We start from the raw sequence: 23,278 nt of genomic DNA on the forward strand, positions 1-23,278 counted from the left end.
ATTCACATCGAACGTTCAGTAATCCTCAAGGACACCTCATGGCTGCCTCAGCATTCATCACCCACCCCGCACGCCAGCGCCCGCGACGGCAACCCAGGCGAACGGGCAACCCCGAAGACGGCACCCGCGAAAGCGGCGCCCGTGAAAGCGGCGCCCGTGAAGGGGACGCCCATGAAGGGAACGCTCACGAAACGAGCTCGTGCGGAAGTTGCGCGTACGAAACGAGCTCGTGCGGGAGTTGCGCGTATGAGACGAGCAAGCTCCGGCGGAAGGAGCGGCCCCGAGACGAGCTCGGGTCACGAGACGCGCTTCCTCTGGAGGAAGCAGGTCCATCCCGAAACGTCAGCGGGAAGCCGACAGCGTCGTCAGGTCGAACACCAGCTGGGGCGCGAACGAGAAAACCACCGCCGCCACCACCGCCAACCCCACAGCCACCCAGGCTGCGGCAAGCGGCCGTCGTGCCACCGCAGCGGTCCCCGGCGTGAAGAGCCGGGCCGTCCAGACGGCGTAGTAGTACAGGCCGATCACTGTGTTGACCGCCATGACCATAGCCAGCCAGCCGGCTCCACCACCGACAACTTCGCGGAAGACCACGACCTTGGCGAACAACCCCGCGAGCCCCGGCGGCAGTCCCGCCAGGCAGATCAAGCAGAACGCCAACGCCAGCCCTGCCGCCGGGCTCCGCAGCGCGAGCCCCCGGTAGTCGTCGAGCTCGTTGCGCACGGCCGATCTCGACACGAGCATGACCACGGCGAACGCTCCCAGGTTCATCGCGGCGTAGATGACGAGATAGGCAACCGAGGCTCCCACCGCCCCCGAGCCCAGCAGCTCGGCCCCCGCCACGCCGCCCCCCTGCGCGTGCCCGATCACCAGAGGCCCCGGCGCTGCCCCGGGCCCCGTACTTGCCGACAGCTGCGACACCGGCCCGGCATTCGCCGAAGCATGCGTCGCCGCCCCGGCCGAAGCCTGGAGCGCCACGGCGAGCGGCGCGAGGATGTATCCCGACTGGGCGACCGAGGACCAGGCCAGCAGCCGTACGGCGGAGCGTTGGCGCAGCGCCAGCAGGTTGCCCACGGTCATGGTGAGCGCGGCGATGATGGCGACGATGGGCGTCCACGTGGCGGCCTGGCCGGACAGTGCGGTGACGAGCAGCAGGATGAGGCCCGCGAACCCGGCGGCCTTCGAGATGACGGAGAGCAGCGCGGCGACCGGCACGGGGGCGCCCTGGTAGACGTCCGCCGCCCACGAGTGGAACGGGACTGCGGCGATCTTGAACGCGAACCCGGCCAGCACCAGGACGACGCCCACCGTGATCACGCCCGCCGTGGGGGGCGTCATCCCCTGGGCGGTCACCATGCCCGCCGCGGAGGACGTGACCGCGCCCGCCGCCGGAGTCCCGGTGCCGACCGCACCCGGAGCGGGGACGGCGCCGCTGAAGACCTCGGCCAGCCGGGACAGGTACACCGTGCCGCCGATGCCGTACAGCAGCGAGACCCCGAACAACATGACCGCCGTGGACACGACCGAGACGACGAACAACTTGACCGCGGCCTCCGAGGCCCGGCCGTCGTACCGTTTCAGTGCCGTGAGCGCGAACACCGGGAGCGACACCAGCTCAAGCGCTACCACCAGCATGATCAGGTCGCGTGAGGCGGGGAGCGTCACAGCGCCGGTGATGGTGCAGAGCAGGAGGAAGTACCACTCTCCTGCGGGGATGCCTCCGGCGGCCAGCTCGGTCATGGACATCAGCACGACGACCAGGGCCGCGACCAGGACCAGCCCGGCGAAGACCAACGTGAAGCGGTCGGCGACGAACGAGCAGAGGGCCGGGACGGACGCCGATCCCCCGGCGGAGCCACGGCCGGCGGCGGCCGGCGCGAGAGCGTCGGGCACGCAGAACGTCGCCATGCTGCCGCCGCCCTGGCCACCGCCTCCGCCTTGGCCACCGCCTCCAGCTCGTACACCCGATGCCGCCTGAGCGCCTTGAGCAACGTGAGCACCGTGAGCAGCCTGAGCGGCCTGAGCGGCCTGAGCGGCCTGAGCGGCCTGAGCGGCCTGAGCGGCCTGAGCGGCCTGGGCGACGATGAAGCCGAGGGCCACGAGGACACCGCCGATCGTCACCAGGCCCAGCGCCGTCCTGATCCTCGGACCGGAGGGAAGGAACGCGTCGAGGAGCAGGACCAGCCCGGCCGTGAGCGCGAGCGCCAGCGGTGGGGCGATCACGAAGTAGTCGATCTGCTGGATCATGACAGGGCTCCCAGCAGTGTCTGCACGGCAGGCGTGGTGAGGGACAGCAGCAGCCCCGGCCAGAGGCCGAACAGGAGGATCAGGACGATCAGCGGCACCCAGGCGACCCATTCGTACCGCCGGATGTCGCGCGGTGGTACGCCACCGGGACCGGACTCGCCGAAGGGAGCCTCGCCGCCGGGTCCTTCCGCGTGACTCTCCGAAGGGCTCAGCCACTCGGCAGAACCGCTCGCCAACCCGGCGTGGACGCCCCGGTCCTCCACAGAACCGCTCGCCAACACGGTGTCGACTCCTGGGGCCTCCAAAGAACCGCTCGCCAGCTCGGCGTCGACTCCTGGGTCCTCCGCCGAACGGCCGAGAGCCTCCGCCGGGAGGCTCGGCCACTCCGCAGGCGCGCTCGCCTCCTCCGTGTCCTCCCGAGGCCCCCCGACCGGCACCGCGTCCGCCCCAGCCGCGATCCCTCCTCCAGCCCCGCCCCCGACCCCCACTCCGGCTCCGGCTCCGGCGAGGCCGGGGCGGGGTGGGAGGCCGTGGGTGACGCGCGACAGCATGACCAGGAAGTACGCCGCCGTCAGCACCGCACCCAGCCCGCCGATCACCATGAACGTCAGGAACAGCCCCCGGGGCAGCCCGGCACCCGGCTGGAAGGCCCCCAGCAGCGCCAGCATCTCCCCCCAGAACCCGGCCAGCCCCGGCAGCCCCAGCGACGCGACCGCCGCGAACGTCAGGACCGACCCGAGGCGCGGCAGCGTGGCGAGCATGCCACCGCCCAGCGACGGCATGTCGGCCGTGCCGTACCGGTCCTTGACGGCGCCGGCCACGAAGAACAGCAGCCCGGTGATCAGCCCGTGGGCGATGTTGGCGAACAGAGCCCCGTTGACGCCCACGGTCGTGAGCGTGGCGAACCCCAGCAGCACGAACCCCATGTGGCCCACCGAGGAGTAGGCGATCATGCGTTTCAGGTCCCGTTGGGCCAGGCAGGCGAGGGCCCCGTACACGATGCCGACCACGGCCAGCGCCCCCAGCCACGGCGCCGCCGCCACCGCCCCCTCCGGCAGGACCGGGACGGCGATGCGGGCGAAGCCGTACGTGCCCATCTTGAGCAGCACCCCGGCCAGCAGGACCGAGCCGACAGTCGGCGCCTCGGTGTGCGCGTCGGGAAGCCAGGTGTGCAGCGGCCACATCGGCGTCTTGACCGCGAGGCCGAGCCCGATCGCCACGAACGCGAGGATCTGCACGCTCCTCGACATGCCCGCGCCGTGGGCCCGGGCGAGGGCGACGATGTCGAGTGTGCCGGTCTGCGCCCAGACGAGCAGCAGGCCGAGCAGCATCACCACGGAGCCGAGCAGCGTGTAGAGGATGAACTTGGTCGCCGCGCCCCGTCGTCCCTTGCCGCCCCAGACGGCGATCAGGAAGTACATGGGGATCAGCACGATCTCGAAGAACACGAAGAACAGCAGCAGGTCGAGCGCGAGGAACGTGCCGACCATGCCGACTTCGAGCACCAGCAGCGTGAACACCAGTGCCCTCGGCCGCGCCGCCATGAGCCGCCCCGGGCCGCGCGCCCGGCCCCAGCCGAGATAGGCGAAGCAGAGGAACGTGAGCAGGGCGGTCAGCGCGACCAGCGGCAGCGAGATCCCGTCGACGCCGAGGTGGAAACGCAGGCCGAGACCGGGGATCCACGGCAGGTCGACGGTGAACTGCGGCGCGGCCGACCGCCCGTAGTCGAACACCGCCACCATGACCACGGCCAGCGCCAGCGTGAGCCCCGACACCGCCTGCCCGTACAGCGGCAGCGCCGGTCGGAGCGCGGCCGGAGCGGCCAGCAGGAGCAGCGCGCCGAGCAGCGGCACCGCGAGCAGCGTGACCGGAAACCAGCCCATCATGTGAACATCACCGCTCCCACCGCGATCAGCAGCAGTCCGGCGAGCAGGCCGCTCACGTAGAGCTGGACGTTGCCGTTCTGGGCGAGCCTGAGCAGTCCGGACATTCCGCGGGCCGCCCGTCCGGAGCCGCGCACCGCCCCGTCCACCACCACGTCGTCCGTCCTGACGACCAGCCGGGCCAGCGCCAGCACCGGCCGCGCGAACACGGCGGCGTAGACGGCGTCCACGTAGAACGCGCGCTCGCACGGGACGCGCAGCGGCCCCAGCAGCCGTGCCGGGTCGGCGAGCGGCGCGGAGCGCCAGACCGCGTACACCGCTCCCGCGCCGAGCAGCGCCAGCACCACCCCGACCGCCGCGACCCCGAGATCGACGTGAACGCCGCCCGCGAGCCCGAGCAGCAACGCCGGCACGACCAGCAGCGCCACCGGCACCAGCATCGTCCGCGGCGCCTCCCGCACGTCGATGACATGGGCCGTGCCCGGCTCCGGCTCGGGCAGCGCGACGACCGCGGCCTGGCCGAAGAACGTCCGCAGCCAGGCTCTGGTGGCGTACGCGCCGGTGACGGCGACGGTCGCGAGCGCACAGCCGTACAGGAGGAGGGCGGCGGCGTCGGTCAGGCGTCCGGCGGTGAGCGCGCCGTCCATGGCCGCCAGCACGGCGTCCTTGCTGAAGAAGCCGCTGGCCGGTGGCAGGCCCATGAGGGCGGCGAAGCCGACGGTCATCGCCGCGAACGTCACCGGCAGCGGCCCTCGCAGGCCGCCCATCTGGCTCATCAGGTTGGCGCCGACGTGGTGGATGACGACGCCCGCGCACAGGAACAGCAGCGCCTTGAACGCCCCGTGCGTCAGCAGGTGGAAGATCGCGGCCTTGGCCGAGCCCGCCGCCAGGCCGCCCGCCATGTAGGCGAGCTGGCTGATCGTGGAGTAGGCGAGCACGCGTTTGAGGTCGTCCTGGGCGAGCGCGGCCAGGGCGGCGCCGAGCATGCCGAGCGCCGCCATGACGGCCAGCACGTCGAGCGTGGGGCCGGCGGCGGCGTACGCCGGGAAGAGCCTCGCCACGATGAAGATGCCGGCGGCGACCATGGTGGCGGCGTGGATCAGCGCGCTGATCGGCGTGGGGCCCGCCATGGCGTCGGGCAGCCAGGTGTGCAACGGGACCTGTGCGCTCTTGCCCGCCACTCCGGCGAGCAGCAGCATGGTGGCGGTCACGAGGGTGGCCGCGGACATCTCGGGCACCTTGGACAGCACGTCGGAGATTCGGAAGCTGCCGGCCGCGAGGCCGAGCGTGAACAGGCCGAACAGGAAGCCCACATCGCCGAGGCGGGTGACCAGGAACGCCTTGACCGCCGCGCGGGAGTTGGCGCGGTCCTCCCACCAGTGGCCGATGAGCAGGTACGAGCAGAGGCCCATGATCTCCCAGCCGACGTACAGGACGAGGAGGTCACCGGCGTACACGACCAGCAGCATCGCGCTGGTGAACAGGCTGACGAAGGCGCTGTAGGAGGGGTAGCGCGAGTCGTGGCGGAGGTAGCCCACGGAGTAGACCTGTACGGCCAGGGCGACCAGCGTCACGAGGACGCCGAGGACCGCGGACAGGTCGTCGGCCTGGAGGGTCAGGGAGATGGGGATGCCGCCGGTGACGATCGTGCCGTAGGTACGGCCCACGGGCGGGCCCGGTGCCGCGTCTCCGAGGTACGCGAAGCCGGGGGCCCAGGCGAGGGCGGTGGCGAGCACGGCGGAGGCGGCGGTCGGCAGGACGGCGAACCAGGCCGCCCGCCCGCGCGCACGCCGGTCGTCGGCGCCGTCCGTGTCACCGGACGCGCGGCTGGTGCGGTGGTGCGGCCGGCGGGTCAGCAGGAGGCCGGCCGCGGCGGCGACGAAGGGCAGGAGGACGACGAGCAGCGGGAAGGTCGTCACCGGTTGCCTCCTCGCTCGGCGTCGGCCCCTGGCCGTGCGTCCTGGGTGTCGCCGCGGCCGTCGCCGGCCGTTTCTGTGGGGGCGGGCGGGGTCGCGGTGTGGATCGGCGGCTCGGACAGGTCGCGGAGGGCGTCGATGTCGACGGTCCTACGGTTGCGGTAGAGGGCGAGGATGATGGCCAGGCCCAGCCCCACCTCGGCCGCGGCGATCACGATGACGAACAGCGTGAGCACCTGACCGCTGTGCAACCGGTCGCGCAGCCACACGTCGAACGCGACGAGGTTGAGGTTGACGGCGTTGAGCATCAGCTCGACGGACATCAGCACCAGGATCGTGTTGCGGCGGGCGAGCACGCCGTACACGCCGATGCAGAAGAGGAGCGCCGACACGACGGCCGGGTAGACGATGTGCATCAACGCCCCCCGGACCGGTCAGCGGGCGGGTCGGGCATGGCGGACGGATCGTCCGGCGCACGGGGAGACCCTGATGTAGGGCTTGAGTCCGGCGTACGGGGCGAGACTGGCGTACGGGGCGAGTCCGGCGTACGGGGTGAGTCCGCGGGCTGGTGAGGGTGGCTCGGTGGGGAGCCGCCCTGGATGTCCGTGCGGGACAGGACGATGGCGCCGATCAGGGCCGCCAGCAGCAGCACCGACAGCGCCTCGAACGGCAGCACCCACGTGCTGAACACGCTGGCACCGAGCTCCTTGGCCGCGCCCTGGCCGGGATCGAGCGGCGCGTAGGCCGTACGGAAACCGTCGACCACCACCGTCACCAGGACGGCGGCCGTCGCCACGGCCACCAGCGCGGCGACCACCCGGTTGCCGCTGTCGAGGTCGGCGGAGCGGCCGATCGGAGCCCGCGTGAGCATGATGCCGAACAGCATGAGCACGACGACCGCGCCCACGTAGATGAGCACCTGCACCCAGGCGACGAACTCCGCCGTCAGCACGAGGTAGCAGCCGGCGAGCGCGCCGAAGCAGACCACGAGCCACAGGGCGGCGTGGACGAGCTGCCGGGTGGTGACGACGAGCAGCGCCGATCCGACCGCCACCGCGCCGAGCAGCAAGAAGACGATCTCCTGGCCGGTGGGTGACAGATAGGAGGGCACCTCCTCGGTCACTACTCCTCCTCAGGCTCCCTTGGGTCTGCAGGGTCGAGACGCCCGGGCGGACGGATGGAGCGAGGATCGGCCATCCGGCGCCTGCGCGGCCTCGGGGCAGAAGTCTGCTCTTCCGCTTCGGGGTTCGGGCGCGGCTCGCCCGAGGCTGTGGACAACTCTTCGCCGGATGTGGAGCCTGTGGACAACTCTCCGGCCGGCTCGGCCCCCGTTTCGCTCGACGCGGGAGCTGCTTCGCCGGGAACGGAGTCGGCATCGTCCGTTGCGGGGGCCGGATCGTCCGTGCCGGGGGCCGGGGATACGCCGTCCTGCGGTGCTTCCGGGGAGCGCGCCCCGGCTTCAGGCGTCTTCGGGTTCCGGGCTTCCGACGCGGGCGGCGTGGTGCCGGGCTTGTCGCCCGCGGGCGGCGTGGTGCCGGGCTTGTCACCGGTCGCCGGGCTCGCGGGGAGGGCCCCGGGCGGGCGGATGCCACGGATGTTCGCCATGCGCGCCCTGCGCTCCGCCTGGCCGGGCCGGTCCGGGCCGGCCGCCGACCGGTCTGCGGCCCGGGTGCCGGGGGCGTCTTGGGTGCCGGGGGCGTCTTGGGCGGTGGGGTCGGACGGGCGGGGCCCGGTGGTGGCCTCCCGGGCGTCGGGCTCACCGGCGGACCGGCGACCGCGCGGGGCCGGGGGGCGAGCATCCGGTGCGGAGCGGGGATCCTCCGGTGGGCGGACGTCGGGCGACCCGGTCGTCGAAGCGTCCGGCGCGGAAGCGGTACGTGCGGAAGCGTCCTCCGCAGAGGCGGTACGTGCGGAAGCATCCTCCGCAGAGGCGGTACGTGCGGAAGCGTCCTCCCCGGAAGGCGTACCGTCCCCTGTGGAAGGAGGGGCGGCCTCGGTGGTGCGGGACGCGGAGGGCCCTTCCGGCGGCGTGCCGGAGGAGGCTGCCGGATCTTCCGGCGTCGTCCGGGGCGCCGTACGAGGCGTCGTACGGGATGTGGAGGGCTGCTCCGGTGCGGCGGCGCCCGGACGGCCGCCCGCACCTCCCGGACGGGGCCCGGCGGGGCGGCGGGGAGCGGCCGCGAGCTCCTTGGGCGGCTCGGCGCCGGGGTCGTGGGCCGGGGGCGGCGGGACCGTGGGCACCCAGGCGGCGAGCCGGTCCTTCTCGTGCAGCAGGTTGCGGATGTCGCCCTCGGCGTACTCGAACTCCGGGGACCAGAACAGCGCGTCGAACGGACAGACCTCGATGCAGATCCCGCAGTACATGCACAGGGAGAAGTCGATGGCGAACCGGTCGAGGACGTTGCGCTGACGCGGGCGTCCGCCCTCCGGCGCCGGGAGGGTCTCCTTGTGCGAGTCGATGTAGATGCACCAGTCGGGGCACTCGCGGGCGCAGAGCATGCAGGAGGTGCAGTTCTCCTCGACCAGGGCGATGACGCCGCGGCTGCGGGGCGGGAGAGCGGGCTTGACCTCGGGGTACTGCTGGGTGACGGATTTGCGCAGCATGTGGCGGAGGGTGACGGAGAGCCCCTTCGCCAACCCCACTCCCGGTATCCGCGCCATGGTCATCATCATTGCGCACTTGTCCGCGCACGTGAATGCGCTGGTCGCGTTGTCCCCAGTTTTTCCACAGTTATCCACAGGTTATCGGGAGGTTATCCACAAGATGGCTCCGCGGCCGTTATGTACCACGGTGTGGCCGATAGCCTTCCGGCATGTCGAACAGCCGGCCGCACGGTCCCAGTGGCCTGGCATGGACCGCCGGGGTGGTGTGGGCGGCTCTGCCGCTGTTCACGTGCGGGATGCTGACGCCGTTCACGATCGGGTTCGCGGCGTTCTGGTTGCGCAGCGTGTGGCAGCTGATCGCCGCCGCCGCCTACACCGTGTGCCTGGGTTCGTTCCTGATCGTGGTGTTCGCGTACGACCAGTTCGAGGACATCCCGGAGCCGCTGTCCTCGCTGATATCCCTCGCCCTGGTCGTGACCTGGCTGGGCGGTGTCATCCACTCCGGCATCCTCGTTCCTGCCATGGTCAGGGCCCGTCACCGCAACGCTCCGCCGTTCCCGCCTCGCCCGTTCATGCCTCCGGCGAACGTCCACCAGCGCACCACCGCTCCGACCTTCCGGCAGTCCTCCGGCGCGCCGGAGTGGATCGGGCACTACCGGGTGCTGCGGTCCCTGGGGAGGGGCGGGCAGGGGGCCGTCTACCTCGCGCAGGCGCCCAACGGCGCTCGGGTCGCGGTGAAGGTCCTGCACGACCTGGTCGACGAGACGGCCCGTGCTCGCTTCGCCCGCGAGGTGGACACGGCGCGCAGGGTCGCGACGTTTTCCACAGCCCGGGTGCTGGACGTGAACATCAGCGGCCAGCACGCGTACATCGTCAGTGAGTACGTCGAGGGACCGTCGCTGGAGCAGCTCGTCCGCAACCACGGTCCGCGGGACCAGGACAGCCTCACCCGGCTGGCGTTGTCCACAGCCGGGGCGCTCGCGGCCATCCACAAGGCCGGGATCGTGCATCGTGACTTCAAGCCGAGCAACGTGCTGATCGGCAACGACGGGCCGCGGGTGATCGACTTCGGCATCGCCCGCGCGCTCGACCAGGTGACGGTGACGTCGGGGAAGATGGCCGGCACCCCGCCGTACATGTCGCCCGAGCAGTTGACGGGGGCGCCGGTGGGGCCGCCGTCGGACGTGTTCAGCTGGGGGGTGACGATGATGTTCGCGGCAACGGGGCGGCCGGCGTTCGGGGAGGACACGGTGCCGGCGGTTTTCCACAGGGTGCTGACGGTCCACCCTGACCTGTCGCCCTTACCGCCGGGTCTGCGGAAGATCGTCGGGACGTGTCTCCACAAGAGCCCGGAGGATCGGCCGGGAGCCGCGGACGTGATGCTCGCGATCATCCACTGACGGGGTTCGGTAACCGCCGGCGTGCTGTGGGGAGATGCCGATGCGCACGCTCAGCGTGTCAGCCGCCAGGTGTTCCACTCGTCCAGCAGCGTGAAGCCCATCGCCAGCATGGGCGCGTCGGACGTGGCGTTCCACGTGATGACCTGCCGGACCCGCGGGCCAGCCGCTCCGCCGCGGCCCGATCCCCAGGCGGCGTCGCCGCGGCCCGGTTCCCCGGCGGGGTGCCGCAGCCTGATTCACCGGCCGCTCCTGCGTGGCCGGGCCGGCTCATCGTGCGCGCTTGGCGGCGGATACGGCGTCCAGGCACAGGGGCCGCGGGCACCGGGGTTGCGTGGTCAGGGGGTGGCTTCGGGGCAGGTTCGGGTGAGGCTGAGGTAGTCGGCGTGGGTGAGGCGACGGGCCTCCAGGTGCATGTTGTGGTGCTGGGTGAAGCGGTTGACGTCCTCGGGCGGCCAGGGGCCGGGCAGGTGGTGGAGCGGGGCGCCGTTGGAGTCGAGGACGAACAGGCCCGTGCGGTCCTCGTAGCCGTACAGGAGGAAGGCGCAGGCGTGACCGGGCCTCCGGCGGAAGGCGAACTCGGCGACGAGGGCGCCGCCGCGCCGGATCTCCATCCGGGGGCCGCGGTTGCCGTCTCGCCGGGTGGTGACGGTGAGGCCGCCCGGCACGCCGAGGATCTCCCCTCGGGCGGCGCGGCGTCTGTGCATGCGGGCCGACAGGGGGCGCAGCACCAGGAGCGCCGGGCTGAAGCCGATCAGGAGCCACTTGGCCTCCAGGATGTACGCCAGCCCCCTGCCAAGCGTGGTCAGGCCACGCCAGGCGGGCCACATCCCGATCATGGCCAAGTACGTCATGACGATCAGGCCCGCGACTCCGGTCCCGATGGTGACCGCTTTGCCCCACTTAGTGAGAAAGGACGGGCGGATGCCGTGCAGGCGGCGCCAGCCGGGGGCTCGGGCGGCGAGGGTGGTACGGACCTCGCGGGAGGGGCGAGCGCGGGCGTTCACGACCGGGATGCCGGCCCCGACGGCGAACGTGTGGACGTCGGGAGCGTGCCAGGGGCCCGGGAGGTCCAGGAGGACGAGACCGTCGGCGTCCAGGACCGCGAGACCGGTGCAGGTCTGCCGCTCGGCGTCCTTGGCACGGGTCGCCGGCCGGTCGTAGCGGTAGTGGTACAGGCGCGTGGGGGTGGCGGTTGATCGAGACGCGGAGGCCGTGGCGGGTGGCCGCACCGCGGACGGGGTCAGGTGCTGGGCGCCGGATTCGGCGGCTGCCGGGCCCGGGCCTGGCGGCGGGCATCTCCCCGGTCCGGCCGGGAGGGGGAGGTGGGTCGTGTGGCCGGTTACGGCGTCGATCGCGGTCAGGGTGTGGCCGTCCCAGGAGAGCGTCGTCTCCAGGCAGGTCACACTGTGGACGGTGCCGGCCGGTTCGTCCCCGGCTGAGGCGGGCCGCGCGTTCATGTGGTCACCCCTGATTCTCCGGTCCCCAAGGGACAGACGACCGGGGGACGGGTGGAGTTTCGCGGTGCCGGGACCGGTTGGCGAGATCCGGCCGCCGCTCAGGTGAGCACCCTCACCACGCCTGTCAGCGCGAGCTGGACCAGGGCCAGCGGCACCAGCCCCGCCCAGGCCAGCTTCTGGAGCTGGTCCTCGCGCAGCCGCGGGAAGCTGACCCGCAGCCAGATCACCACGAACGCCAGCGCGAACACCTTGACCAGCGTCCACAGCCAGCCCGGCAGGAACGGGCCGTGCCAGCCGCCGAGGAACAGCACCGTGGTGAGGAACGACAGCACCACGATCCCGACGTACTCCGCCAGCATGAACAGGGCGAAGCGCATGCCGGTGTACTCGGTCATGGGGCCCATGATGATCTCGGACTCGGCGATCGGCATGTCGAACGGCGGCCTGCGCAGCTCGGCGAGCCCGGCGAGGAAGAAGACCACGCCGCCGATCGCCTGCCAGGGCAGCCACCACCACTGCCACGCCTCGACGATCCCCGGGATGGACAGCGTGCCCGCCGCCATCGCGACCGAGGAGGCGGCCAGCACCAGCGGCAGCTCGTACGACATGAGCTGAGCGGCCGCGCGCATGCCGCCGAGCACGGAGTACTTGTTGGCCGAGGCCCACCCGGCCATGATCGAGCCGAGCACGCCGATGCCCATCACCGCGAGCACGAAGAACAGCCCCAGGTCGAGGTCCACGGCGACGCGGCCCTGGTCGATCGGGATGGCGATCATCACGACGAGGTACGGGACCAGTGCCACCCCGGGCGCGATCATGAAGATGCGCCGGTCCGCGGCGGCCGGGATGACGTCCTCCTTCTGCGCGAACTTCACCCCGTCGGCGATCAGCTGCGCCCACCCGTGGAAGCCCCCCGCGTACATCGGCCCGAGGCGCGACTGCATGTGGGCCATGACCTTGTGCTCGGTCTGCCCCACGATCAGGGGCAGCACCAGGAACACGGCGAGGATGACGACGAAGCTGATCACCACGTCAAGCATCGGGCGCTGCCCCCCAGTCGGCGGGAACTCCAGGTGGAAGGGTCTTGCGGCGGCTCGGCGAGCCGTGCCCGGACTCGCCGGGCTCCTTCGCGCCCGGCCACGCCTTGGCGACGCGGGCGGCGAGAACGAAGTCCTTGCGCAGCGGGTGTCCCTCGAACCCGTCGGGCAGGAGCAGCGGCACCAGGTTGGGGTGTCCGTCGAAGACGACGCCGAACATCTCGTACGTCTCCCGCTCGTGCCAGTCGGCGCCCCTGTACACGCCGACGGCGGAGGGCAGGCGCGGGTCGGCGCGCGGCACACTCACGCGCACGAGGAGCCGGCGGCAGGCGGCCGGGTCGTACAGGTGGGCGACGACCGTGAACGTCTCGGGAGGCTCGTCCACCCCGGTCAGCCAGTCGAAGAACACGTAGCCGGAGTCCCTGAGCGCGGCCAGGACGTCGATCCAGTGGCCGGGGTCCGCGACGTCGAGGGTCGTCTCGCCGTACGACTCCGAGAGCTGGACGCGGTCGCCGAAGCGCCCTGCGGTCTCCTCGGGGACAGGAGTCACACGTCACCGCCCGAGTCGCCGTGGGGGCGGGACGGGAGATAGCGGTCGCCGAGCTGCTCGCCCGCGATCTGCTCCTGGAGCTTCATGATCCCGTACAGCAGCGCCTCCGGCCTGGGCGGGCAGCCGGGCACGTACACGTCCACGGGGATGATCTGGTCCACTCCGTTCGTGACGCAGTAGGAGTCCCAGTACGGGCCGCCGCTGTTGGAGCAGGCGCCGAACGAGATGACGTACTTGGGGTCGGGCATCTGCTCGTACAGGCGCTTGACGGCGGGAGCCATCTTGTCCGTCACGGTGCCTGAGACGATCATGAGGTCGGCCTGCCGCGGCCCGTTGGCGAACGGGATCACCCCGAACCTGATGAAGTCGTGCCGGCTCATCGACGTGGCGATGAACTCGATGGCGCAGCACGCCAGCCCGAAGTTGAACACCCACAGCGAATAGCGCCGCCCCCAGTTGAGGACGAACCGCATCGGCTTGGGAGCCAGCCGGGAGACCGGCCCCACGGTGGGCATCGGGAGATCCGTCGCTGCCATGTCTCCATTGTCCCGCCTGATCGGCGTGAGGAGTAGAGGCGGGCCGATCTCGGCCGAGGAGACTCAGGTCCAGGTGAGGACGCGCTTGCGCCAGGCGTACAGGATGCCGAGCGCGATGAAGCCCAGGAAGACGAACATCTCCACGAGCGTGGTCACGCCGTACCCGGGCGCGTCGAACACCGTCGCCCACGGGAAGAGGAACACCGCGTCCACGGCGAACACCACGTACAGGTACGTGAAGACGTAGTAGCGGACCTGCGACTGGGCCCAGCCCTCGCCCACGGGGTCGACGCCGCACTCGTACGTGGTCAGCTTCTCGGGGGTCGGCCGGGTGGGGCGGAGCAGGCGGTTGGCCATGAGGGCGCCGGCCACGATCGCGACGCCTGTCGCGAACAGCACGGCGACCAGCGCATAGGACCCGAAGTAACCGTCCACCTCCCGATCGTAACCCAGTCAAACCTCTGGACCTATAGTCCCAAATCGGGGTAAAACGGAAGAATAGCCACCATAACCTGACACCTATGCACAAATTGCGCCATGTTGGTGGACTCGCGCTGCTCGGCCTCCTGGCCGGCGGCTGCGGCCTCGGCTCGGGTTCCCATGAGCGCAACATCGTCGTGCCCTCGGACCCGACCATGCTCGACTACGTCGACCCCGCGACGGTGGGCGGCCTCGTCCCCAGGACGTTGAGCGAGGGCGAGAGCGCGCGCCGGTACGTGCACATCAGCTATCCGCGGGTCGAGGGCGCGCCGAAGCTCGACGCGGCGCTGAACAAGGAGGCCGAGCGGCAGCTCCACGCCTTCCGTGCCGCCGTGGACGCCGCCTCCTCCGACGCCCTCCGCCCCCGCGCCGGCGGCAAGCGGGCCGTTCCGTCCCGCGCGAGCGCCTACGTCGGCGCGTCCCTGCGCCGTCCCGAGCTGAACGTCCAGTGGGATCTCACCGCCGCCTCCCCCGACGTCGTGGGGGTACGGCTGCGCACCGGCGAGTTTCTCGGGGTCGGCTGGGCCCGCTCCACCAGGACCTTCTGGTACGACCGGCGGCGCGACCGGGCGATCGGCTCGGCCGGGCTGCTCGCCGGCAAAGCGGCGCTCGGGGAGACGGCCCGGCTGGTCCGGGAGAGCCTGCAGCCGCGCGGCTCGGCCGTGGACCTGAGCTCGGTCAAGGCGACCGAGGAACGGCTCGACTCGATGGCGTTCAACCGGGCGGGCGACCTGGTCGTGGAGTTCGACGACTGCGAGATCGGGTCCTGCTCGCTGGGCCGGGTCGCGGAGGCCGTGCCGGCGTGGCAGATCGAGCCGCTGCTGTCGGCGACGGGCCGGCTCGCGCAGGCCGCCGCCATGTCGGCGCCCAGGACGGCGAACCCCGTCCCGTTCGACCCCGAGAACGAGACGGGCGGCTCCCCGATGACCGGCGGCATCATCCCGCGGCGGGGCGCGGGGCCGGAGGTCGGGGGCGGGACGCGGGCCGGGGCGGGCGTGGAGGCCGCGGTCCCCGCCGGGCCGGCGGCCGAGCACGTGAACTGCGCCGAGACGAAGTGCGTGGCGCTCACGTTCAACGACGGGCCGGGCCCCGACACGCCGCGCCTGCTCGACGCGCTGCGCGCCGCCGACGCGCGGGCCACGTTCTTCGCCGTCGGCGTCAACGCAGTGGCCAACCCGGCGGTGCTGCGCCGCATGCGTGACGAAGGTCACCTCGTCGGCAACCACAGCTGGGGTCACCGCGACCTGACGAAGATGCCGGTGAACAGGGTCGTCGACGGGCTCGCCCGCGCTCAGGACGCCATCACCGCGAGCACGGGGCGGATGCCGGCGCTGGCCCGCCCGCCGTACGGCGTGGCGAGCCCGGCGGTGCTGGACGCGGCGCACCGGGTGGGCGTGGCGCTGGTCGGCTGGGACGTGGACGCGCGCGACGCGCTGGACGGCCCGGGCCCCGGCGCGAAGCAGCAGGCCGGGGAGATCACCCGGCGTGTCGTCGGCGGCGCCCACGACGACGCGATCGTCCTCATGCACGACACCAACAGCGCGACCGTGGACGCGGTCCCGGGCATCCTCAAGGAGCTGCGCCGGAAGGGATACACCTTCGTCACCGTTCCGGAGTTGTACGGCTCCGCAGGCATGGAGCCCGGGCACTACTACCGCTCGGGAATCGCCGTGGAGGCGGACAACCCCTGAGACGGCGCACCCCTTACGGGGACGTATAGTTGGCCCTCGTGACCCGAACCGTCCTCTTCGCCCGCCTGCATGTCGACCTCGGCAGGCTCGCGTCGGCGCTGTGTCACCCCTAGCGGTTCTCCGGCCTCCCCCTGACTCCCACCGCGTTTACCCTCGCTATGCGCAGAGGAAACGTGTTGAACCTCGCGAGGATCTAGCATGGAACTGAGAACGCGCCCAAAGCGACCGCGCATTGGCGCGTCGAGGAGGACTGAGCTGTGACGAAGCAGGTCCAGCAACTCGACCGCGTGATCATCCGCTTCGCCGGCGACTCCGGCGACGGCATGCAGCTCACCGGTGACCGCTTCACCGCCGGCACGGCGGAGTTCGGCAACGACCTGTCCACGCTGCCCAACTTCCCGGCCGAGATCCGCGCGCCCGCCGGCACCCTGCCGGGCGTCTCCAGCTTCCAGCTGCACTTCGCCGACCACGACATCCTCACGCCCGGCGACGCGCCGAACGTGCTCGTCGCGATGAACCCGGCGGCGCTGAAGGCCAACCTGGGCGACCTGCCGCGCGGCGCGGACATCATCGTCAACACCGACGAGTTCACCAAGCGCAACCTGCAGAAGGTCGGCTACGAGACCAACCCGCTGGAGGACGACGCGCTCGCCGAGTGGCGGGTCCACGCGGTGCCGCTGACCTCGCTGACGGTCAAGGCCCTCGAGGGCTTCGACCTGTCGAAGAAGGACGCCGAGCGCTCGAAGAACATGTTCGCCCTCGGCCTGCTGTCGTGGCTCTACCACCGGCCGATCGAGCACACGATCACGTTCCTCCAGCAGAAGTTCGCCAAGAAGCCGGAGATCGCCAAAGCCAACATCGCGGCCTTCCAGGCGGGCTGGAACTACGGCGAGACGACCGAGTCGTTCTCGGTGTCGTACGAGGTCAAGCCGGCCCGGCTGGCCCCGGGCGTCTACCGCAACATCTCCGGCAACCAGGCGCTCGCCTACGGCCTGATCGCCGCCTCGGTGCAGTCGAAGCTCCCGCTTTTCCTCGGCTCGTACCCGATCACGCCGGCCAGCGACATCCTGCACGAGCTGTCGAAGCACAAGCGGTTCGGCATCCGCACGTTCCAGGCGGAGGACGAGATCGCGGGCGTCGGCGCGGCGCTGGGCGCGGCGTTCGGCGGCGCGCTGGGCGTGACGACGACCTCCGGTCCGGGTGTGGCGCTCAAGGCGGAGACCGTGGGCCTCGCGGTCACCACCGAGCTGCCGCTGATCGTCGTGGACGTGCAGCGGGCCGGGCCGAGCACCGGCATGCCGACCAAGACGGAGCAGACCGACCTGCTGATGGCCATGTTCGGCCGCAACGGCGAGTCGCCGGTGCCGATCGTGGCGCCGATGTCGCCGAGCGACTGCTTCGACGCGGCGGTCGAGGCGGCCCGGATCGCCGTGAAGTACCGCACGCCGGTCATGCTGCTGTCCGACGGCTACCTCGCCAACGGCTCCGAGCCGTGGCGGCTGCCGGAGGTGTCCGACCTGCCGGACATCTCGCAGGAGTTCACCACCGCGCCCAACGGCGACGACGGCGAGTTCCTGCCGTTCAAGCGCGACACCGAGACGCTGGCGCGCCCGTGGGCGATCCCCGGCACGGCGGGCCTGGAGCACCGCATCGGCGGCATCGAGAAGGCCGACGGCACGGGCAACATCTCCTACGACCCGAACAACCACGACCACATGGTCAGGGTGCGTGCCGCCAAGATCGCCGGGATCGACGTGCCGGACCTGGAGGTGGACGACCCCGACGGCGACGCCCGGGTGCTCGTGCTCGGGTGGGGCTCGACGTACGGGCCGATCGCCGCGGCGGTGCGGCGCATCAGGAAGAGCGGCGGCAAGGTCGCGCAGGCCCACCTGCGCCACCTCAACCCGCTGCCCGCCAACACCGGCGAGGTCCTCAAGGGCTACGACAAGGTGTTGCTGCCGGAGATCAACCTCGGGCAGCTCGCGCTGCTGCTGCGGGCCCGCTACCTCGTCGACATCATCAGCTACAACCGGGTGCGCGGCCTGCCGTTCAAGGCCGAGGAGCTGGCCGGAGTGATCCAGGACGTGATCGACAGTGACTGAGCTGCTCAACGGGAAGGGCCTGTCCCTCATCCCCAAGACGGATGCCAAGCAGACCCTGAAGGACTTCAAGTCCGACCAGGAGGTCCGCTGGTGCCCCGGCTGCGGCGACTACGCGATCCTGGCCGCGGTGCAGAGCTTCCTGCCGGAGCTGGGGCTGCGGCGCGAGAACATCGTGTTCGTCTCGGGCATCGGCTGCTCCTCGCGCTTCCCGTACTACCTCGACACCTACGGCTTCCACTCGATCCACGGCCGCGCGCCGGCGATCGCGACGGGCCTGGCCGCGAGCCGGCCGGACCTCAGCGTGTGGGTGATCACGGGTGACGGCGACGCGCTGTCGATCGGCGGCAACCACCTGATCCACGCGCTGCGCCGCAACGTCAACCTCAACATCCTGCTGTTCAACAACAGGATCTACGGCCTGACGAAGGGGCAGTACTCGCCCACCTCCGAGGTCGGCAAGATCACCAAGTCGACGCCGATGGGGTCGCTGGACAAGCCGTTCAACCCGATCTCGCTGGCCCTCGGCGCGGAGGCATCGTTCGTGGCCCGCACCATCGACTCCGACCGCAAGCACCTGCAGTCGGTGCTGCGCGAGGCGACCGCCCACCGCGGCACGTCGCTGGTGGAGATCTACCAGAACTGCAACATCTTCAACGACAACGCCTTCCAGCCGCTCAAGGACCCCGAGGTCCGCGACGACATCACGCTGCGGCTGGAGCACGGGCAGCCGATCGTGTCGGCGTCCAAGGCGGTCGTGCGGGGCGACAACGGCGGCATCCAGGTGGTGCCGCTCGCGGAGGCCCCGGCGGAGCGGATCGTGGTCCACGACGCGCACTCGCCCGACCCGTCGGTGGCGTTCGCGCTGTCGCGGCTGGACGAGCCGGCGTTCGAGCACGTGCCGATCGGCATCTTCCGGCAGGTGGACCGGCCGGCGTACGACGTGCTGATGGCCGAGCAGCTCGACGAGGCCGTGGCGCAGCAGGGCCAGGGTGATCTGACGGACCTGCTGATGGGCGGCGACACCTGGCGCATCAGCTGAGGCGATGGACCGAGGATGAGGGGACGGCGAGGAGCCGTCCCCTCCGTCATGTCTGGGGGGACACATGCCCGGGTCGCTGGTGACGGGGGCCACCGGTTTCATCGGCTCGCACCTGGTCCGGCGGCTCGGGCTGTCGGGTGAGGCGCACGGGGTGAGCCGCTCGGACCCGCCGTCCGTGCCGGGGGTGACGTGGCACCGGGCCGACCTGCGTGACGCGACGGCGGTGGAGGGCCTGCTCGCCGCGGTACGGCCGGACGTGGTGTACCACCTGGCGGGCGAGGTGGACGGCACCCGCGAGACCGGGACAGTGCTGCCCACGCTGGAGGGCAACCTGACGAGCACGGTCAACGTGCTGACGGCCGCGGCCCTGTCGGGCAGCCGGGTGGTGCTGGCGGGGTCGAGCGAGGAGCCGCGGCCGGGCAACGGGCACGCGGCGCCGCCCTCGCCGTACGCGATGGCCAAGGCCGCGGCCTCGGGGTACGCGGACCTGTTCCACCGGCTGTGGGGCGTTCCGTACACGATCGTGCGGCCCACCATGGTGTACGGGCCGGGGCAGCGTGACGGGACGAAGCTGGTGCCGTACGTGACGCTGGCGCTGCTGCGCGGCGAGGAGCCGCGGCTGACCAGCGGCGCGAAGGTGGCCGACTGGGTGTACGTCGACGACGTGGTGGCGGCGTTCGCCGCGGCCGGCGCGAGCGGGCGGGCCGTGGGGCGGGCGTTCGACGTGGGCACCGGGGTGCGGGCGTCGGTCCGCGAGGTGGTGGAGCTGCTCCACCGGATCGTGGGCGGCGGCGGGCCGCGCTTCGGCGCGGTGTCGGACCGGCCGCTGGACGTCCCGCAGGCGGCCGACACCGGGCCGGCGCGGGAACTGCTCGGCTGGGAGGCGGCAGTCGGGCTGGAGGAGGGCCTGCGCCGGACGGTCGCCTGGTACGCGGCCCGTCAGGGCGTTATCCGGTAGACGTGGTAGGTGCTCTCCGCGGCGAAGGCGTCGGTGAACGCGCCGCCGGTCACGGGGACGCGCCGGTTCTCGAAGAGCACCTCGACCCGCCCCGCCGGGACGCCGGGCGGCAGCGTGAACGTGCGCGTCCCGGGCCCGCCGTCCATGCCCGGCATGGCGAACAGGTAATAGGCGCCGCCGTGCCGCTTGAGCATCGTGTCGACGCCCTTGCCGAAGTCGTGGGCGAGCGACTGGGTGTTGAGGACGGGGGCCAGCTCCTTGATCTGCCGGTTCACCTCGATGACGGCGGGCCTGGTCCGCGCGCCGCACGCGTCGCGCAGGACGTGCTGGCTCTGGCACGGCCCGCCGAAGCTGTGGTTGAAGTAGACGACGCCGCGGGCGCCGTGGATGAGGGAGCTCATGACGGCGCCCTTGAGCTCGGCGGGCTCGATCGGCCGCCTGTCCTCGGGCGCGGGGTGGCCGGCCTCGACGAACGCGTAGATGGGCTGCCGCTTGCCGTCGAGGGCGTCGAGCCTGCGCTGGCGGTCGATGAGCAGGCCGTAGTTGGCGGCCCTGGCGCACTGGTCGGCCCGGAACTTCAGCGAGTTCTGGGCGTCGACGCAGGCGTAGTAGCTGGTGTACCAGTAGACGTCGAGCGAGACGAGGTCGGTGTAGTCGTTGACGAACCGGCCGGCCTGCCGGTCGTTCTGCCAGATCATGACGCCCTTGCCGTAGTTGGCGTAGTGCGGCCGGCCGTCGCCCTTGGGCAGGCGGTCCTTGAGCGTCTTCATCACCGTGTAGCCGCAGCGCTCCTTGTGCGGGTCGTCGGGCACGCACAGCGGCCCCTGGCCGGGGAAGTTGCCGGTCCAGCCGTCGTCGCCGGGGCCGGCCCACATGTCGGCCTCGTCGGTGACGAGCCAGGCGACGGTCTCGGCGCCGTAGCCCCCGATCGGCTTGCCGGTGATGGCGAACATGCCGTTCTTCCTGATGAGCGCCATGTCGCTGGTCTCGGTCAGCTCGACGTACGTGTTGATGCCGGCCTCGCGGTCCTTGTCCACGTCGTCCTGGGTGATGACGGACTCGTACCAGACGCCGACGGGGAAGAAGGAGGGGTCGGTCCAGCCGGCGGCGGCGGTGGCCGGGAAACGGCCGTAGTAGGCGGGGCCGCCCTCCCAGTCGACCGGCTTGAGCGCGGGCGCGGAGGGGGCGGGCGGCGGGTTCTCGGCGCCGGGCCCGGCCGGGCGCAGGTCGAGCACGGCCCAGACCACGGCCGCCGCGATGAGCACGGCCGGCAGGGCCAGGAGCGGGCGGGGGACCCGCATCAGCGCTCTCCCTCGGCCAGCGCCATGAGCTCGCGGGCCCGCGCGGACCAGGACGCGTCCCGCACGGACGCGCGCAGCTCCCCGGCCGTCGCCGGGCCGCCCGTGTCGAGCGTGAGCCTCACGGCCTCGACGAACGCGGCGTGGCCGGCGGCGGCCCTGACCCGGCCGGTGTAGGCGGCCAGCTCGGCGAACTGCGTGCTGACGACGGGCAGGCCGAGCGCCAGGTACTCCTTGAGCTTGATCGGGTTGGCGTGCCGGATCCAGGCGTTGTCCTGCCACGGCATGATGGCCACGTCGAAGCCCGACCCGTACCCGGGTATCCGCTCGTACGGGCGGAAGCCGAGCCAGTGGACGTTGGGATACTTCGTCAGCCGCTCCATCGGCGCGGTGGCGTCGCCGATGAGCACCAGCGACGCGTGCGGCAGCTCTACCGCGACGCGTTCGAGCAGGTCGAAGTCCACGACGAAGTCGTCCAGCGCGCCGAAGAAGCCGATCCGCGGCCCGGGGACGGCGGCCAGGTCGGGCGGGAGCGCGGCGGTGCGGGTGAAGTGGCCGAGGTCCACGCCGTGGTCGAGGAAGTGCGCCCGGTCGCCGGTGAGGGGGCGCTCGTCCGCCATGAGGGCCCGGCTGGCGTAGACGACACGGTCGGCGCGGGCCAGCAGCGCGCGCTCCAGCGCGCCGATGGTGGCGGCGTCGGCCTCGGGGAACGCCGAGTGCCTGTCGGAGCGGTTGAACACCAGCGACCTCCTGGCCATGGGGCGCACCACGTCCCACGCCGTGGGGATGGTGACCACGACGACCGGGCGGCGCATGCCGAGCGCCCGGCACACGACCCGCACCTGGGCCCGGACCAGCACCGCGTTCAGGCGGCGAAGCAGGGGCGAGCCGTAGAACGGCAGCGGCAGCGGCGACATCACGTGGAAGCCGGGCAGCGGCTCGCGGACGAGCTTGGCGACGCTGCGCAGCTTGCGGGTGATCCGCCGGACGACCTGGGTGGACCTGCCGGGGACGGGCATGCGCATGCCGATGCTGTTGACGATCAGCACCTCGCGGTGGGCGGCGATCGAGCGCATGAGCTGGAAGTCGGAGTGCGCCTGGTTGTGGTACCACCAGTCCTGGGCGGAGAAGCAGACGTAGCCGGGCGGCTCGGGTGTCTCCCGGGGCCAGCGCGGCATGCGCCACAGGGCGCGCAGGGCGGCCCGGTGGCGTGTCCCGCCGGTCCTGCCCCGGGTGGCGGCGCGCAGCGCCTCGTTGAGCGCGACGGCCAGGCGCATGAGCAGGGCGCGCGGCCGGCCGTGACGCTGCCGGTGGAGCCTGACCCGGTTCGCCGCGGACAACGCCCACAGCCTGCTGGAGGTGGCCTGCTCGCCGCCCAGGTGGACCGCGCGGGCCGCCGGCACGTACCGGACGGCGAAGCCGCGGTCCCCGGCGCGCAGCATGTACTCGGTCTCCTCCGAGTACAGGAAGTACCGCTCGTCGAGGGGGCCGGTCGCGTCGAGGCAGTGCCGGGAGACCAGCCAGGCCGCGCCGGTCGCCCAGTCGGCCGTGCCCGGCCGCTCGTACGCCGCCTCGGAGACGACCAGCTCGCCCAGCGCGGGGACGCGGCCGGCCCGGTGGCCGCCCAGCAGCGCCTCGCCGAGCGCCCGCAGCACGGTGGGGCGGCGCCGCAGCGAGGGGTGCCGATGGCCGGACTCGTCGGTAAGGCGCGGGACCGTGATGCCGGTGCCCGGCTCGGCCAGCGCCTCCCGCAGAGCCGTGATCGCGCCGAGGTCGAGCCGGATGTCGGGGTTGAGCACGAGCACGTCGCAGCCGGGGGCGGCGGCGATCCCGGCGTTCACGGCGGCGCCGAAGCCGGCGTTGCGACCCGTGGAGACGACCTCGACGGTGGGCAGCGCCTCCCGCGCCCGCGCGAGGGTCGCGTCGGCCGAGTCGTTGTCCACCACGATCACCCGGGCGTCGCCCGCTCCGGCGGCGGCCAGGGAGCGCAGGCAGTCGCCGACGACCCGCTCACTGAAGTAGGTGACGATCACTATCGCGAGCATGCGGGCGAGGCCTCTCAGGAGCGTCGGGTCGAGCT

The 23,278-nt window shown here is 71.9% G+C and carries 19 protein-coding genes; 6 read left to right on the plus strand and 13 right to left on the minus strand.

From position 1 onward, the window contains the following. Window positions 1–342 precede the first annotated feature (342 nt). Genes AB0H64_RS08365 through AB0H64_RS08390 form a run of 6 tightly spaced genes read right to left on the minus strand, consistent with a single transcriptional unit; the run spans window position 343 to window position 8,650 of the window. The gene (locus AB0H64_RS08365) at window positions 343–2,247 is read right to left on the minus strand and encodes an NADH-quinone oxidoreductase subunit N (protein WP_357621567.1); all 1,905 of its coding nucleotides are present in this window, start codon (window positions 2,245–2,247) and stop codon (window positions 343–345) included. Further along, window positions 2,244–4,133: an NADH-quinone oxidoreductase subunit M gene (locus AB0H64_RS08370; protein ID WP_357621570.1), complete on the minus strand. Its 1,890-nt coding sequence runs from the start codon at window positions 4,131–4,133 to the stop codon at window positions 2,244–2,246. Before AB0H64_RS08370 ends, AB0H64_RS08365 begins: the two co-directional genes overlap by 4 nt. Further along, window positions 4,130–6,049 carry an NADH-quinone oxidoreductase subunit L gene (locus AB0H64_RS08375; RefSeq protein ID WP_357621573.1) on the minus strand — a complete coding sequence of 640 codons (1,920 nt, stop codon included), beginning with the start codon at window positions 6,047–6,049 and terminating at the stop codon, window positions 4,130–4,132. Before AB0H64_RS08375 ends, AB0H64_RS08370 begins: the two co-directional genes overlap by 4 nt. After that, window positions 6,046–6,462 carry an NADH-quinone oxidoreductase subunit NuoK gene (gene nuoK / locus AB0H64_RS08380; protein ID WP_357621576.1) on the minus strand — a complete coding sequence of 139 codons (417 nt, stop codon included), beginning with the start codon at window positions 6,460–6,462 and terminating at the stop codon, window positions 6,046–6,048. Before nuoK ends, AB0H64_RS08375 begins: the two co-directional genes overlap by 4 nt. After that, window positions 6,462–7,169, minus strand: a complete 708-nt coding sequence (locus AB0H64_RS08385) for an NADH-quinone oxidoreductase subunit J (RefSeq protein WP_357621579.1) — start codon at window positions 7,167–7,169, stop codon at window positions 6,462–6,464. Before AB0H64_RS08385 ends, nuoK begins: the two co-directional genes overlap by 1 nt. Further along, window positions 7,169–8,650: a 4Fe-4S binding protein gene (locus AB0H64_RS08390; protein WP_357621581.1), complete on the minus strand. Its 1,482-nt coding sequence runs from the start codon at window positions 8,648–8,650 to the stop codon at window positions 7,169–7,171. The genes AB0H64_RS08385 and AB0H64_RS08390 overlap by 1 nt, the downstream gene beginning before the upstream one ends. A 209-nt stretch (window positions 8,651–8,859) precedes the next feature. Between AB0H64_RS08390 and AB0H64_RS08395 the strand changes: the two genes are divergently transcribed. Further along, complete coding sequence (locus AB0H64_RS08395) at window positions 8,860–10,050, plus strand: serine/threonine-protein kinase (protein WP_357621583.1); 1,191 nt, start codon at window positions 8,860–8,862, stop codon at window positions 10,048–10,050. Between the two features lie 335 nt (window positions 10,051–10,385). On the opposite strand, the gene AB0H64_RS08400 is transcribed toward AB0H64_RS08395, so the two are convergent. From AB0H64_RS08400 to ndhC, 5 genes are all read right to left on the minus strand, one after another. Beyond that, window positions 10,386–11,507 carry a hypothetical protein gene (locus AB0H64_RS08400; RefSeq protein ID WP_357621585.1) on the minus strand — a complete coding sequence of 374 codons (1,122 nt, stop codon included), beginning with the start codon at window positions 11,505–11,507 and terminating at the stop codon, window positions 10,386–10,388. Between the two features lie 98 nt (window positions 11,508–11,605). Next, on the minus strand, window positions 11,606–12,547 hold the full coding sequence (gene nuoH / locus AB0H64_RS08405) for an NADH-quinone oxidoreductase subunit NuoH (protein WP_357621588.1): 942 nt from the start codon (window positions 12,545–12,547) through the stop codon (window positions 11,606–11,608). Next, window positions 12,540–13,094, minus strand: coding sequence for an NADH-quinone oxidoreductase subunit C (locus AB0H64_RS08410; RefSeq protein ID WP_357621592.1), 555 nt, complete (start codon window positions 13,092–13,094; stop codon window positions 12,540–12,542). The genes nuoH and AB0H64_RS08410 overlap by 8 nt, the downstream gene beginning before the upstream one ends. Further along, window positions 13,091–13,567: an NADH-quinone oxidoreductase subunit B family protein gene (locus tag AB0H64_RS08415; protein WP_357622169.1), complete on the minus strand. Its 477-nt coding sequence runs from the start codon at window positions 13,565–13,567 to the stop codon at window positions 13,091–13,093. The genes AB0H64_RS08410 and AB0H64_RS08415 overlap by 4 nt, the downstream gene beginning before the upstream one ends. 126 nt (window positions 13,568–13,693) lie before the next feature. Then, a complete protein-coding gene (gene ndhC / locus AB0H64_RS08420) occupies window positions 13,694–14,065 on the minus strand; it encodes an NADH-quinone oxidoreductase subunit A (protein ID WP_357621594.1) in 372 nt (123 codons plus the stop codon). Between the two features lie 86 nt (window positions 14,066–14,151). Here ndhC and AB0H64_RS08425 point away from each other — a divergent pair, with 86 nt between their 5' ends. From AB0H64_RS08425 to AB0H64_RS08445, 5 genes are all read left to right on the plus strand, one after another. Next, window positions 14,152–15,801: a polysaccharide deacetylase family protein gene (locus tag AB0H64_RS08425; RefSeq protein WP_357621597.1), complete on the plus strand. Its 1,650-nt coding sequence runs from the start codon at window positions 14,152–14,154 to the stop codon at window positions 15,799–15,801. A gap of 38 nt (window positions 15,802–15,839) precedes the next feature. Next, on the plus strand, window positions 15,840–15,914 hold the full coding sequence (locus AB0H64_RS08430; RefSeq protein ID WP_355437855.1) for a putative leader peptide: 75 nt from the start codon (window positions 15,840–15,842) through the stop codon (window positions 15,912–15,914). A 144-nt stretch (window positions 15,915–16,058) separates the two neighbouring features. Further along, window positions 16,059–17,903: a 2-oxoacid:acceptor oxidoreductase subunit alpha gene (locus AB0H64_RS08435; protein ID WP_357621600.1), complete on the plus strand. Its 1,845-nt coding sequence runs from the start codon at window positions 16,059–16,061 to the stop codon at window positions 17,901–17,903. Continuing rightward, the gene (locus AB0H64_RS08440; protein ID WP_357621603.1) at window positions 17,896–18,942 is read left to right on the plus strand and encodes a 2-oxoacid:ferredoxin oxidoreductase subunit beta; all 1,047 of its coding nucleotides are present in this window, start codon (window positions 17,896–17,898) and stop codon (window positions 18,940–18,942) included. Before AB0H64_RS08435 ends, AB0H64_RS08440 begins: the two co-directional genes overlap by 8 nt. Window positions 18,943–19,006: 64 nt before the next feature. Further along, a complete protein-coding gene (locus tag AB0H64_RS08445) occupies window positions 19,007–19,900 on the plus strand; it encodes an NAD-dependent epimerase/dehydratase family protein (RefSeq protein ID WP_357621606.1) in 894 nt (297 codons plus the stop codon). On the opposite strand, the gene AB0H64_RS08450 is transcribed toward AB0H64_RS08445, so the two are convergent. Together AB0H64_RS08450 and AB0H64_RS08455 are read right to left on the minus strand one after the other, a co-directional pair. Continuing rightward, window positions 19,882–21,201, minus strand: a complete 1,320-nt coding sequence (locus AB0H64_RS08450; protein WP_357621609.1) for a hypothetical protein — start codon at window positions 21,199–21,201, stop codon at window positions 19,882–19,884. The two genes, AB0H64_RS08445 and AB0H64_RS08450, sit on opposite strands and share 19 nt — an antisense overlap. Continuing rightward, the gene (locus AB0H64_RS08455) at window positions 21,201–23,243 is read right to left on the minus strand and encodes a glycosyltransferase (RefSeq protein WP_357621612.1); all 2,043 of its coding nucleotides are present in this window, start codon (window positions 23,241–23,243) and stop codon (window positions 21,201–21,203) included. Before AB0H64_RS08455 ends, AB0H64_RS08450 begins: the two co-directional genes overlap by 1 nt. Window positions 23,244–23,278 lie beyond the last annotated feature (35 nt).

Origin of the sequence: Nonomuraea sp. NPDC050733 (assembly GCF_040654215.1) — a bacterium.
In the GTDB taxonomy this organism is placed as follows: Bacteria; Actinomycetota; Actinomycetes; order Streptosporangiales; family Streptosporangiaceae; genus Nonomuraea.